The organism is Streptomyces cinerochromogenes (assembly GCF_014648635.1).
Taxonomy (GTDB): domain Bacteria; phylum Actinomycetota; class Actinomycetes; order Streptomycetales; family Streptomycetaceae; genus Streptomyces; species Streptomyces cinerochromogenes.
This window is the reverse complement of sequence record NZ_BMRM01000017.1, coordinates 106,096-118,929: the sequence shown is the minus strand read 5'-3', so window position 1 is coordinate 118,929 and position 12,834 is coordinate 106,096. Positions and strand designations below refer to the sequence as shown.

At 72.4% G+C, this 12,834-nt stretch carries 11 protein-coding genes; 2 read left to right on the top strand and 9 right to left on the bottom strand.

Annotation, left to right across the window (positions count from 1 at the left end; genetic code table 11):
- Positions 1 to 106: 106 nt before the first annotated feature.
- From IEZ20_RS29285 to IEZ20_RS29270, 4 genes are all read right to left on the bottom strand, one after another.
- A complete protein-coding gene (locus tag IEZ20_RS29285; RefSeq protein WP_189304212.1) occupies positions 107 to 1,468 on the bottom strand; it encodes a hypothetical protein in 1,362 nt (453 codons plus the stop codon).
- On the bottom strand, positions 1,450 to 2,190 hold the full coding sequence (locus IEZ20_RS29280; protein ID WP_189304210.1) for an ABC transporter ATP-binding protein: 741 nt from the start codon (positions 2,188 to 2,190) through the stop codon (positions 1,450 to 1,452). The genes IEZ20_RS29285 and IEZ20_RS29280 overlap by 19 nt, the downstream gene beginning before the upstream one ends.
- 189 nt (positions 2,191 to 2,379) lie before the next feature.
- Complete coding sequence (locus IEZ20_RS29275) at positions 2,380 to 3,744, bottom strand: aspartate aminotransferase family protein (RefSeq protein WP_189304208.1); 1,365 nt, start codon at positions 3,742 to 3,744, stop codon at positions 2,380 to 2,382.
- 19 nt (positions 3,745 to 3,763) lie between these two features.
- Positions 3,764 to 4,285 carry an Lrp/AsnC family transcriptional regulator gene (locus IEZ20_RS29270; RefSeq protein ID WP_189304206.1) on the bottom strand — a complete coding sequence of 174 codons (522 nt, stop codon included), beginning with the start codon at positions 4,283 to 4,285 and terminating at the stop codon, positions 3,764 to 3,766.
- Between the two features lie 170 nt (positions 4,286 to 4,455).
- Here IEZ20_RS29270 and IEZ20_RS29265 point away from each other — a divergent pair, with 170 nt between their 5' ends.
- On the top strand, positions 4,456 to 5,895 hold the full coding sequence (locus IEZ20_RS29265) for a gamma-aminobutyraldehyde dehydrogenase (RefSeq protein WP_189304204.1): 1,440 nt from the start codon (positions 4,456 to 4,458) through the stop codon (positions 5,893 to 5,895).
- 187 nt (positions 5,896 to 6,082) lie between these two features.
- Entirely contained in the window at positions 6,083 to 7,276 is a 1,194-nt protein-coding gene (locus IEZ20_RS29260) for an ABC transporter substrate-binding protein (protein WP_189304202.1), read from the top strand.
- Positions 7,277 to 7,288: 12 nt separating this feature from the next.
- On the opposite strand, the gene IEZ20_RS29255 is transcribed toward IEZ20_RS29260, so the two are convergent.
- The 5 genes from IEZ20_RS29255 to IEZ20_RS29235 all read right to left on the bottom strand — a co-directional run bounded on the left by IEZ20_RS29255 (position 7,289) and on the right by IEZ20_RS29235 (position 12,745).
- Complete coding sequence (locus IEZ20_RS29255) at positions 7,289 to 8,158, bottom strand: carbohydrate ABC transporter permease (RefSeq protein WP_189304200.1); 870 nt, start codon at positions 8,156 to 8,158, stop codon at positions 7,289 to 7,291.
- 14 nt (positions 8,159 to 8,172) lie between these two features.
- A complete protein-coding gene (locus tag IEZ20_RS29250) occupies positions 8,173 to 9,153 on the bottom strand; it encodes a carbohydrate ABC transporter permease (RefSeq protein ID WP_189304198.1) in 981 nt (326 codons plus the stop codon).
- Positions 9,147 to 10,478 carry an ABC transporter substrate-binding protein gene (locus IEZ20_RS29245; protein ID WP_229896304.1) on the bottom strand — a complete coding sequence of 444 codons (1,332 nt, stop codon included), beginning with the start codon at positions 10,476 to 10,478 and terminating at the stop codon, positions 9,147 to 9,149. The genes IEZ20_RS29250 and IEZ20_RS29245 overlap by 7 nt, the downstream gene beginning before the upstream one ends.
- Positions 10,475 to 11,455, bottom strand: a complete 981-nt coding sequence (locus IEZ20_RS29240; protein WP_229896303.1) for a GNAT family N-acetyltransferase — start codon at positions 11,453 to 11,455, stop codon at positions 10,475 to 10,477. Before IEZ20_RS29240 ends, IEZ20_RS29245 begins: the two co-directional genes overlap by 4 nt.
- Positions 11,456 to 11,548: 93 nt before the next feature.
- Entirely contained in the window at positions 11,549 to 12,745 is a 1,197-nt protein-coding gene (locus tag IEZ20_RS29235) for an exo-beta-N-acetylmuramidase NamZ family protein (protein WP_189304194.1), read from the bottom strand.
- Between the last annotated feature and the right edge of the window lie 89 nt (positions 12,746 to 12,834).

The window sequence follows — 12,834 nt, the reverse complement described above, 5'->3', positions numbered from 1 at the left end:
GTCGTGCGCGGTACGTCCGTCGCGTTCGGGGGGTAGACCGGGGCCCCGCCCCGAACTCATCGGCGATCGGCGTACTTTTTTCCGCGACCGTGCGGGCGGGCCGCCCTCAGCGGGTCAGGGGCAGAACCGACAGCGCGGCGATCGCCAGGGTGAGCGGGGCGAACAGGGCCAGCAGGGCGGCGGCGCGGAGGGCGGCCGCCACGCGCAGCGTGCCCGCGGGCGCGCCCAGGCGGAGCAGGGCGGCGGTGGTGCCGGCACGGCACTGGCGGGCCTCCACGGCCGCGGTGAGGAGGGTGGCGACCGTGGAGCCGGCGACGACGAGCGCGCCGAGGGCGGACAGCGGGCCGAAGGCGGGGGCCGGGCCGTCGTACAGGGCGGTCGTGGCACAGCCGGCCGACGCCACCGCGCAGACCACGCCGAGCGGACGGCCGATCCGGGCGGCCTCCGTCGTCAGCGCCCGGCCGGCGAGCAGCCTCAGCGCGCCCGGCCGGCAGGCCTGGAGCAGCAGCCCGCACAGGTGGGTGAGGCCGGGGGAGGCCACGACGAGACCGGTGGCGGTGACCAGCCAGCCGAGGAGTACGACGAGGGAGGGCGCGGGGTCCGAGCGGCCGGCGTAGGCGTGGGCGGTGAGGCCGGCGGCGACGAGGGCGACGCCCCAGGGGAGGCCGGCGGGGGTTCCGGCGGGGGCCGGTGGTGCGGCACCCGGAGCCGGGGTCCCGGCGCCGGGTCCGCCGCCCGGTGCCGCCTCGTGGCCGTCCGTACCGGCGGCGCCGCCGCCCGCCGGGAGCGGTGCCGTCGCGTGGGCGTCCGTACCGGCGGCGCCGCCGTCCGCCGGGAGCGGTTTCGCCGCCGGGCGTGCCCTGAAGCGTCCGTACGTCCCGGGCGTCTCCCGCTTCGCCGCGTCGCCGTACGCCCCGAAGCGTCCGGCCCTCCGCCCGCCCCGGGCCGGCGGCCGGGGGTCCTTCGGGCGGAGGGCCACGGCCACCGTGGTGGTCGCCGTGGCCGGCAGGACGGCCAGGAGGGTCGCCGTGGCCGGGACCGGGAGCGGAACGCCCGCGGCCAGGACGTCGGCCGCCGCGCCGTCGAACGGCATGCCGGTGAGGTCGCCGCGCAGGTGCAGGAAGAAGAGGAGCGCCAGCGCCGAGCCGAGGGCGCAGGACAGGGCCGTGGTCAGGGCGGAGACAGCCATGAGCCGGGCCGGGCCCAGGCCCACCGCGGACAGGCCGGGGCGCGGCCGGGTTCCCGGGTCGGTGCGGGCGACGGCGAGCGCGAGGTACACCGTGGCGGCCAGCGGCAGCGCGCACCAGGCCAGGCGCAGCGCGGCGGCGTCCGCGGCCTCGGGGTGGTTCAGGGCGTAGCCGAGGCAGGACAGCAGCAGGAAGCCGGTGCCCGCCGAGGCCGCCGCCACCAGCAGGCGGCGCAGCTGGACGGCGGGCCGGGCGGCACGGGTCAGGCGGAGAGCGAGCACGCGGCCCGGCCTTCCGCATCGGGGCTGTCCGGCAGGTGCACGGTGCGCACCCGGCGCCCGTCCAGCAGGGCCACCGTGCGGTCGGCGAGGGCGGCGGTGTCGGGGTCGTGCGTGGCGAGCACGACGGTGATGCCGTGCGAGCGGGCCGCCGCGGTGAGGGTGCGCAGCACGTGGGCGCGGTCCGCGCGGTGCAGGGGCGCCGTGGGCTCGTCGGCGAAGAGGACCGCGGGTGCCGGGGCGAGCGCGCGGGCGATGGCGACGCGCTGGCGCTCGGCGTGCTGGAGCTCGTGCGGGCGGCTGCGGGCCCGGTCGCCGACGTCCAGCCGCTCCAGCCACTCCAGCGCGGCCACCTTGGCCCGGCGCCGGCCGGTGCCGCGCAGCATCAGCGGGAGCGCGGCGTTCTCCCACACGTTCAGCTCGGGGACCAGGAGCGGCTCGGGGTCGATCCAGCCGAAGCGGTCCCGGCGCAGCCGCTCGCGGGCCATCGGGCCGAGGGTGTGCACGGGGGAGCTGTTGAACCAGACCTCCCCGCTGTGCACCGGCACCAGGCCGGACAGGCAGCGCAGCAGGGTCGTCTTGCCGCTGCCGCGCGGGCCGCTGACGGCGAGGATCTCGCCCTCCCGTACGCCGAGCGAGACCCCGGCGAGTCCGGGGGAGCCGTCGCGGTGGCTGAAGTGCAGGGAGCGTGCCCAGAGCACGTCGTTGTCCGGCGGGGCCTCCATGGGCGTACACCTCGGTTCTGATCCGTTTTCCCGTATCCGATCCCCCGTCCGGGGGAACGAAAGCCGGGCCGGTCGGTCACTGGAACGCTAGGCAGCCGGTGCGGGGAGGCCGGACAGCACACGGCCCCGGGCCCCCGTTCTCACTCGAACGGAGGGCGCCGGGGCCGGGCCGGTCATCCGTGCGGATGATCAGAGCTTCGTCCACGCCTCGGTGAGGGTGGCGCGCAGGATCTGCTCGATCTCGTCGAAGGTCTCCTGGTTGGAGATCAGCGGCGGGGCGAGCTGGATGACCGGGTCGCCGCGGTCGTCGGCACGGCAGTACAGGCCGTTGTCGAAGAGGGCCTTGGAGAGGAAGCCGTACAGGACGCGCTCGGTCTCCTCGTCGTTGAAGGACTCCTTGGTGTGCTTGTCCTTCACCAGCTCGATGCCGTAGAAGAAGCCGTTGCCGCGGACGTCGCCGACGATCGGCAGGTCGTGCAGCTTCTGCAGGGTCTGCAGGAAGGCGCCCTCGTTGTCCAGCACGTGCTGGGTGAGGTTCTCGCGCTCGAACAGGTCGAGGTTGGCGAGGCCCACCGCGGCCGACACGGGGTGGCCGCCGAAGGTGTAGCCGTGCAGGAAGGTGTTGTCGCCCTTGTAGAACGGCTCGGCGATGCGGTCGGAGACGATGCACGCGCCGATCGGGGAGTAGCCCGAGGTCATGCCCTTGGCGCAGGTGATCATGTCCGGGACGTAGCCGAACTTGTCGCAGGCGAACATCGTGCCGAGGCGGCCGAAGGCGCAGATGACCTCGTCCGAGACGAGCAGCACGTCGTACTTGTCGCAGATCTCACGCACCCGCTGGAAGTAGCCGGGGGGCGGCGGGAAGCAGCCGCCGGCGTTCTGCACCGGCTCCAGGAAGACCGCGGCGACGGTGTCCGGGCCCTCGAAGAGGATCTGCTGCTCGATCTGGTCGGCGGCCCAGCGGCCGAAGGCCTCCGGGTCGTCACCGAAGATCGGCGCGCGGTAGATGTTGGTGTTCGGCACCTTGTGCGCGCCCGGCACGAGCGGCTCGAACGGCGCCTTCAGGGCCGGCAGACCCGTGATGGACAGGGCGCCCTGCGGGGTGCCGTGGTAGGCGACCGCGCGGGAGATGACCTTGTACTTGGTCGGCTTGCCCTGGAGCTTGAAGTACTGCTTGGCGAGCTTCCAGGCGGTCTCGACGGCCTCGCCGCCGCCGGTGGTGAAGAAGACCTTGTTCAGGTCGCCCGGGGCGTAGTCGGCGAGGCGCTCGGCCAGCTCGACGGCCTTCGGGTGGGCGTACGACCAGACGGGGAAGAAGGCCAGCTCCTGGGCCTGCTTGAACGCGGTCTCGGCGAGTTCCGTGCGGCCGTGACCGGCCTGGACCACGAACAGACCCGCGAGACCGTCCAGGTAGCGCTTGCCCTTGTCGTCGTAGATGTAGGTGCCCTCACCCCGGACGATGGTCGGGACCGGGGAGTTCTCGTACGAGGACATGCGGGTGAAGTGCATCCACAGGTGGTCGTACGCGGTGCGGCTGAGGTCCTTGGTGCTCACGGTTATCGGGTCCTCACGGTTATCGGGTTCCCCACATGTAGGTCTGCTTCTTCAGCTTCAGGTAGACGAAGCTTTCGGTGGAGCGCACTCCGGGCAGGGACCGGATGCGTTTGTTGATGACGTCCAGCAGGTGGTCGTCGTCCTCGCAGACGATCTCGGCGAGGATGTCGAACGAGCCCGCGGTCATCACCACGTACTCGACTTCCGACATGTCAGTGAGCGCGTCCGCGATCGACTCGACATCGCCCTCGACGTTGATCCCGACCATCGCCTGCCGGCGGAAGCCCACGGTGAGCGGGTCCGTGACGGCGACGATCTGCATCACGCCCTGGTCCAGCAGCTTCTGCACGCGCTGGCGCACGGCCGCCTCGGACAGGCCGACGGCCTTGCCGATCGCGGCGTACGGCCGGCGGCCGTCCTCCTGGAGCTGCTGGATGATGGCGAGGGAGACGGCGTCCAGCTGGGGACTGTTGCCGTTCCTGGACTCGCGGGACGAGTCCCTCTGGTCTGCGCTTCGACTGGCCACGACCTCACTGTGCACGACGTCTCGATAGTTTCGCAAGGCCCGAGCGATGAAATCCGTTGTTTCTGAGACGACACCTTGCGGATTTCGCAGATGTGACGGCGGCAGGGGTGTTGAAAACGTGGGTTCGCCGACTAGGGTGGGTGTCTCAGAGATCGGACAGTTTGAACCAGATCAGGAGGCCGGCAGTGAGCACCGAGCTGCGTCGTCTGCGCAACTACATCGACGGTGAGTTCCGGGACGCCGCCGACGGACGGACCACCGAGGTGGTCAACCCCGCGACGGGCGAGGCGTACGCCACCGCGCCGCTGTCGGGGCAGGCGGACGTGGACGCCGCCATGGAGGCCGCCGCCCGCGCATTCCCGGGCTGGCGCGACACCACGCCGGCCGAGCGGCAGAAGGCCCTCCTGAAGATCGCCGACGCCTTCGAGGAGCGGGCCGAGGAGCTGATCGCGGCCGAGGTGGAGAACACCGGCAAGCCGGTCGGGCTCACCCGCTCCGAGGAGATCCCGCCGATGGTCGACCAGATCCGCTTCTTCGCGGGTGCGGCCCGGATGCTGGAGGGCCGCTCGGCCGGCGAGTACATGGACGGGATGACCTCGATCATCCGCCGCGAGCCGGTCGGCGTCTGCGCCCAGGTCGCCCCGTGGAACTACCCGATGATGATGGCCGTGTGGAAGTTCGCCCCGGCCATCGCCGCGGGCAACACGGTCGTCCTGAAGCCCTCGGACACCACCCCGGCCTCCACCGTCCTCATGGCCGACATCATCGGCTCGATCCTGCCCAAGGGCGTCTTCAACGTCATCTGCGGCGACCGCGAGACCGGCCGCATGATGGTCGAGCACGAGACCCCGGCGATGGCCTCCATCACCGGCTCCGTACGCGCCGGCATGTCCGTCGCCGAGTCCGCCGCCAAGGACGTCAAGCGGGTCCACCTGGAGCTGGGCGGCAAGGCCCCGGTCGTCGTCTTCGAGGACACCGACATCGCCAAGGCCGTCGAGGACATCTCCGTGGCGGGCTTCTTCAACGCCGGCCAGGACTGTACGGCCGCGACCCGCGTCCTCGTCCACGAGTCCATCCACGACGAGTTCGTGGCCGCGCTCGCCAAGGCCGCGTCCGAGACCAAGACCGGCCAGCCGGACGACGAGGACGTCCTCTTCGGCCCGCTGAACAACCCGAACCAGCTCAAGCAGGTCTCCGGCTTCATCGACCGCCTGCCGGCCCACGCCAAGGTCGAGGCGGGCGGCCACCAGGTCGGCGACAAGGGCTACTTCTACGCCCCGACCGTCGTCTCCGGCCTGAAGCAGGACGACGAGATCGTCCAGAACGAGGTCTTCGGCCCGGTCATCACCGTCCAGTCCTTCACCGATGAGGACCAGGCCGTCGCGTACGCCAACGGCGTCGAGTACGCCCTGGCCTCCTCGGTGTGGACCAAGGACCACGCCCGCGCGATGCGCATGTCCAAGAAGCTCGACTTCGGCTGCGTGTGGATCAACACCCACATCCCGCTGGTCGCGGAGATGCCGCACGGCGGCTTCAAGAAGTCCGGCTACGGCAAGGACCTGTCGGCGTACGGCTTCGAGGACTACACGCGGATCAAGCACGTGATGACGTCGCTGGACGCGTAGGCACTCCGCCGGTTCCGGCCTTCACGCGGCGCGGCACCCGGGCGGGTCACCTCCCCGTCCGGGTGCCGCGCTGTCCCGTTCCCCCGCTTTCCCGGCACGGCTTGATCGACAAGGTGTCGGGCGGGCGGCGGGGTGCTCGACGCAGCGTCGATTGTCCCTTCGCGCGGCGGACCGGCATGCTTCCCGGGTGCCCCAGACTTCGACCCGTACCTCCGCGCTGTCCCGACGTTCCCTCCTGGCCGCCCTCGGCGGCACCGCCGCGCTCGGTGCCCTGGCCGGATGCGGGGTGCCCGCCGCCTACGTCCGGCCGGGGGACCGGGCCGTGGCCGACGAGTCCGCGGCCGACAAGAAGCTGACCTGGGCCAACTGGCCGCTGTACATCGACACCGACGACGACAACCCCGGCCGGCGGCCCACACTGCGGGCGTTCGAGAAGCGCACCGGGATCTCCGTGGACTACGTCGAGGAGATCAACGACAACGACGAGTTCTTCGGCAAGATCAGCCCCGCGCTGACGAACCACCAGTCCACCGGCCGCGATCTGATCGTCATCAGCGACTGGATGTGCGCCCGGTACGTCCGGCTGGGCTGGGTGCAGGAGATGGACCGCGCCCGCCAGCCGAACGTGGCGCACCACCTCGACCCGCTGCTCCGCTCGCCCGCCTTCGACCCGGGCCGCCGCTTCACCGTGCCGTGGCAGTCCGGCATCACCGGCATCGCCTACAACCACCGCAAGCTCGGCCGCGAGATCCGCGCCGTGTCCGACCTGTGGGCGAACGACCTCAAGGGCCGCGTGACCCTGCTGTCCGGTCTGGACGAGTCGTTCGCGCTGCTCATGCAGGGCAACGGCGTGGACATCACCCGCTGGACCGCCGACGACTTCCACCGGGTGTGCGACCAGGTGGAGCGGGAGGTCCGCCGCGGCCAGATCCGCCGCTTCACCGGCAACGACTACACCAAGGACCTGGTCAGCGGGGACGTACTGGCCTGCCAGGCGTACTCCGGCGACGTCATCCAGCTCCAGGCGGACAACCCCGACATCCGCTTCGTCGTGCCCGAGGAGGGCGCCGAGCTGTGGTCGGACTCCCTGATGGTCCCCGACCGGGCCCGGCACAAGGCCAACGCCGAGCGGCTGGTCGACTACTACTACGACCCCGAGGTCGCCGCGCGGCTCGCCGCCTGGGTGAACTACGTCTGCCCGGTGCCGGCGGCCCGGGAGGTCCTCGCCCGCGCCCGGGACAAGGACACCGCGGCCCTCGCCGACAACCCCCTGGTCTTCCCCGACGGCACGATGCGCGAGCGGCTCGCCGTCGCCCGGGACATCACCTCCACCGAACGGACCCAGTTCGCCCGGCGCTGGAACAGGATCGCGGGCCTGTGACCTCCTCGGGGCTCACTTGAGGCCGCTGAGCATGACTCCCCGGACGTAGTGCTTCTGCAGCAGCAGGAAGAGGACCAGGACCGGAAGGACGCTCAGGACCAGGCCGGCCATGACGATCGGCGTCGTGCGGGCCGGGTCGACGTGGTCCTGCAGGAGCTGGATGCCGACGGGCAGGGTCATCACCTCCGGGTGGGCGGTCGAGACCAGCAGCGCCCAGATGTACTCGTTCCAGGCGTCCACGAAGGTCAGCAGCCCCAGCGTCACCAGCACCGGCTTGGTCTGCGGCACCACGATCCGCCACCACACGGCGAACTCACCGGCCCCGTCGATGCGCGCGGCCTCCAGGACCTCGTCCGGGATCGCGACCATGAACTGGCGCATCAGGAAGATCCCGAAGCCGTTGACGAGGAACGGCATGGCGAGCGCGACGATGCTGACGGTCAGCCCCGCACCGCCCCGCCCGAACAGGTCGTTGCCGCCCGCCAGCGGCCAGTGCACCAGGATCAGGAAGCGCGGGACGAAGAACAGGAACGGCGGGAACATCATCGTCGCCAGCACCAGACGGAAGACGAGGTCCCGGCCGGGGAAGCGCAGTTTGGCGAGCGCGTAGCCGGCGAGCGAGGAGGTGAGCAGCACCGAGCCGGTGATGACCGCCGTCGCGACGACGCTGTTGCGGAAGAGCAGGGGAAGGTCCAACTGGTCCATCGCGGCCCGGTAGTTGGACAGGTCGAACGCCTTCGGCAGGAAGCGGTACGGCAGCGTGCCGGCCTCGCCGGGCCCCTTGAAGGACGTCATCACCATGTCGAGGAACGGCACCACCGTGAGCACGGCACCGGTGACGACCACCAGGTACGACAGCCACGGCACACGGCGACCGGTCACGCGCCTTGTCCCCTTCACGCGTCCTCCCCCTTGCGCCGGAAGAACCACAACTGGGCGAGGGTGACCGCGAGGACCACCAGGAACAGCACGAAGGCGGCGGCGCTCGCGGTGCCCCACTCGCCGTAGCTGAAGGCCTGCCGGTACATCTCCAGCGCGGCCACGTCGGTCGCGTCGCCCGGACCGCCCCCGGTCATCACGATGATCAGCGCGAAGGACTGCAGGCCGGTGAGGAACTGGGTGACGCACACGAACAGCAGGGACGGCCGCAGCAGCGGCAGGGTGATCCTCCAGAACACGGTGACGGGCCCGGCCCCGTCGAGCGCGGCGGCCTCGTAGTACGACTCGGGAACGGACTTCAGCCCGGCGGTCAGGACGAGGATCGCCGAGCCCAGCGAGGCCCAGGCCTGGACGACCACCAGCGACGGCAGCGCGGTGTCCGCGTCCTGGAGGAACGCCACCGAGCCGAGTCCCAGCGCGTTGAGCACGCCGTTGACCAGGCCGCCCGGCTCGTACATGTACTTCCACACGTTGCCGACGGCGACGACGGTCGTGAGGATCGGCAGGAAGTACAGGGTGCGCCACAGCCCCTGCCGGCGCAGTTTCTCGATGCAGGTCGCGACGAGCACGGAGCCGGCGAGTGCCAGCGCCACGGTGCCGAGCGCGAACAGCAGCGTGTTGCTCAGGACCGGCACCAGGAAGGTCGACCCGTCCGCGAACAGGCCGGCGAAGTTGTCCAGGCCGGCGGGCTCGATGTCGCCGAGGTCGAAACCGGCCCAGCGGGACAGCGACAGCAGCAGCGCGAAACCGAGCGGCAGGGCCAGGAAGACTACGTAGAACAGCAGTGTCGGCGCGAGGAACAGACAGGCGACGACGGCCTGCCGGTGCCGGTGCCGGTGCCGGATCCGCCCGCTGCCGCCCCCGGCGGACCCGGAGGCCCCGGCGGACCGCGGGACGGGCGCCCGCCCGGTCGGCTCCGGCGCCAGGGTGTTCACCATGAGCGCGCCACCTCCTGATCGACCTGCCGGCGGATGGCGCGCAGGGCCTCGGTGACCGACTGCTGACCGGTCCACAGCGCCTCGATGTTCTTGCGCAGCAGCGACTTGGCCGCTTGCGCGCCCGGCCCGTTGGGCTCCGGCACCGCGTACGCCAGCGCGTCCAGGAACGGGTGCAGGTTCGGGTCACCGCCCGTGCCCAGCAGCGTCCGCATGTCGTCGGCGCGGGCGGTCAGGGAGCCGGCCGCCACCTGCAGGGCGCTCATCCGGGTCGCCGGGGTGCCCCTCTTCCCGCGCGTCTTCTCGGTGTTGAGCCAGCGCAGGAACTCCCAGGCCTCCCGCGGGTGTGCGCTGGCGGTGTTGACCCCCAGCATGAAACCGGTGGAGAGCGTGGCCCGCGGGTCACCGGCCCGGGGGACGGGCACGGGCGCGACACCGACGTCCCGGTAGGCCCCGCCCATCACGGCCCGCAGGCTCCCGGTCCACCAGCCGGCACTGATCACCATGGCCACCCGCCCGGACGCGAACGCCTGGTAGACGTTGACGCCGGGATCGCTCGCCCCCTCCGCGACCAGGCGCCGCTCCAGGCCGAACACCGCCCGGCCGGCGGGGGAGTCGAGGGCGGTGCTCCTGCCGTCCGCGGACACGAACCGCCCGCCCGCCGCGTTGAGCAGGGCGAGGGTCTGGCCGACGGTGGTGGAGTCGTCGTACACCGACAGGCCGAACCCCTGGACCAGCGTGTTGCCGTACCGGTCCCGCCGGGTGGTGCGGTACGCCGTGTCCTCCAGCTCGCGCCAGGTGCGCGGCGGGCCGTCCACGCCGGCCGCGCGCAGCAGCCGCTTGTTGTAGTAGAGGGCGTACGTCTGCGCCTCGGTCGGGTAGCCGTAGACGGTGCCGCCCACCGACGCGGCGCCGACCGCCGCCTCGCCGTAGCCGCGCCGGATCTCCTCGGCGTGCTCGGGCGGGGCGGGCCGCAGGACGCCGGCCCGCACGAGCTGGCCGTTCCACAGGCAGTACGGGTGGACGATGTCGGCGCCCTGCCCGGCGGCCTGCCGGACCATGAACGTGGTCAGCAGGTCCGTGAACTCCACGGCCAGCGTCCGCACCTTGACCCGGTCGTGCGTGGCGTTCCACTCGTCCACCGGGCCCTGGAGCGCCTCCCGGAGCACCCCGCTCGCGTAGTGCGAGAGCAGCGTCAGCACGATCGGATCCCCGGGCCGCCCGGTGCCCCGGTGCGGTGCGGCGCACCCGGAGACGAGCAGCGCCGCAGGGAGCGCGAGCGCGAGGCGACGGCTCAGGCGGCCGGTGCCGCGGGGCGGTGGCGTCATCGGGCGGCCTCCCGGCGCAGCACGCGGAACACCCGGGTCGTGCGGAAACCCGCCGCGCGGTACAGGTGGCCCGCCGGGGACTGCTCGCCGGTCCACAGGAACCACGCGGAGTGCGCGCCGCGCGCCCGCATCCGCTCCAGGACCAGATGGAGCAGGACCTTGCCGAGCCCGGTGCCGCGCATCTCCTCCAGCACCCCGAACGGCCCGAACCGCTCGTCCGCACGGTCGTACGCGCCGTGCATCGCCCAGCCGGCCAGGCGGCCCGCGGGCTCCCGGACGACCACGATCCGGTCCAGCGGGGTGCCCGCGGCCAGACACGTCCGGATCGCCCGTGCCCAGTCGGCGTTGAAGTGGTCCCCGGCGAGCGCGAGCAGGTCCACCAGGTCGTCGTCGGACGGGGTGCCGAACCGGTGACCCCGTGCCGTCAGGTCCTCGGCGCGGCGGGCGACCTCCTCCGGGAGGCGGTAGCCGACCAGGCCGCGGTCCATCGCCGCCGCCTCGTACAGCGTGCGGAACCCCAGCGAGCCGAGCAGCCCGGCGGCCTCCGGGTAGGCCTCGGCGTCCAGGCCGGGGAGGACGTAGTGCGGGGTGTACGAGGAGAAGTCCACCCGGGTGCGGCCGTGGCCGTGCAGCCAGTCGAGGGCCTCGGTCAGCAGCCGGCGGCCGAGGCCGCGCCCGCGGGCGGCCGGGTCCACGAAGAAGAACGGGATCCAGCCCTGCTCCCGTTCCAGGTCGGTCCCGGCCAGCGGGGTCAGCCGGCGGACCGCGTAGGCGGCGCCGACGACCCGGTCCCCGTCGACGGCCACCCGCAGCCCCTCCGGGTCGAAGTTGGCGTCGAGCAGCACCAGGGAGCGGAAGCGGTCCGGGGTGATCGGGTCGGCCGGCGCGCTCCGGCGCCACGTCTCCACCAGCCGCGGGCCGTCGCCGACGCGGAAGCCACGGATGCCGGCCCGGGGCGGGGTCGTACGAGCGGTCACTGACGGGTCGTCCTTCCCGGTCTCGGGCGGTCCGGTCCTCGGGGGTCGGGTAGCGGGATCCGGTCTCATACTTCCGGTCTCATGCGTCCGGTCTCAGTCGTAGAGCAGCACGTCGTCGCCGGCCCACCGGCCGGGCGGTGCCGGGGGGTCGCACAGCGGCAGCGGGTCCTCGCCCGCGTCCACGGCGTGCCGCAGCCGGTCGGACCCCCACAGCAGGTCGATGAAGTGCCGCCGGCCGGCCCCCGGCACGCCACCGTTCGCGGTGTGCCAGGCGAAGTCGTCCGGGTACAGCCGCCGCACGGTGGCGAGCATCAGGGCGGCGGTGCGTACGGGAGCGAACGCCTCGCGGTCGGTGATGTGCAACTGGACCCCGCGCAGCGGCCGTCCGGCGTGCTTGTGGAAGGTGGGGACGTACCACAGGTCGCGGAAGTGCACCCCGGGCAGGGCGAGTTCGGTGAGCGCGGGGCCGAAGCGGTCGTCGAGGTAGGGGGCGCCGACGATCTCGAAGGGCTGGGTGGTGCCGCGGCCCTCCGAGAGGTTCGTCCCCTCGAACAGGCAGGTGCCGGGGTAGACGCGGGCGGTGGCCGGCGTCGGGATGTTCGGCGAGGGCGCGATCCAGGGCAGACGGGTGGCCTCCGCGTCCATGGCCCGCCGCCAGCCGGTCATCTCGATCACCGTCAGCTCGGCGGCGCGCCCGGCCACTTCGGGGACGGCGGAGGCGTTCAGCCACCGGGCGAGTTCGCCGCAGGTGAGGCCGTGCCGGACGGGCAGCGGGGCGCGCCCGACGAAGCTGGCCCAGGCCGGGTCGAGCAGCGGGCCCTCGCCGACGAGTCCGCCCAGGGGGTTCGGCCGGTCGGCGACCACGAACCGCACGTCCGTACGGGCCGCCGAGACCATCAGGTCGAACATGGTCCAGACGTAGGTGTAGAACCGGGCCCCGATGTCCTGGAGGTCGTACACGAGGGCGTCCACACCGCTGTCGATGAGCAGTTTGTCGAGGCGCTCGCCGTCGCACCGGTAGGTGTCGTGGACCGGCAGTCCGGTGGCGGGGTCCGTCCGGGCGGCCTCGCTCTCGCCGGCCTGGCCGCTGCCGTGCAGTCCGTGTTCGGGGCCGAACAGGGCGACCAGCCGTACGCCGGCGTCGAGCAGCGCGGGCGCGGCGGGCCGCAGGTCGGGGAGGACACCGGTGTGGTTGGTCACCAGCCCCAGCCGGCCGGGGCCGGCGAGTGCCGGTGACGCGTGCAGCCGTGCGATCCCGGGCGTCACCCTGACGCGGTCGTCCGTGCCCATGCCTTGCCCCCGTCTGCCGGTGAGCGCTCGAAGCGGTGGGCGGAAATTTACGCGTATGTCCGAGAATTGTGAAATGACTCACCGGAAGT

What these genes read in the sequence shown, in the direction of transcription:
- IEZ20_RS29235 (WP_189304194.1), bottom strand. Translation starts at nt 12,745, where the DNA reads ATGGGCACGGACGACCGCGTCAGGGTGACGCCCGGGATCGCACGGCTG.
- IEZ20_RS29245 (WP_229896304.1), bottom strand. Translation starts at nt 10,478, where the DNA reads ATGACGCCACCGCCCCGCGGCACCGGCCGCCTGAGCCGTCGCCTCGCG.
- IEZ20_RS29250 (WP_189304198.1), bottom strand. Translation starts at nt 9,153, where the DNA reads ATGGTGAACACCCTGGCGCCGGAGCCGACCGGGCGGGCGCCCGTCCCG.
- IEZ20_RS29280 (WP_189304210.1), bottom strand. Translation starts at nt 2,190, where the DNA reads ATGGAGGCCCCGCCGGACAACGACGTGCTCTGGGCACGCTCCCTGCAC.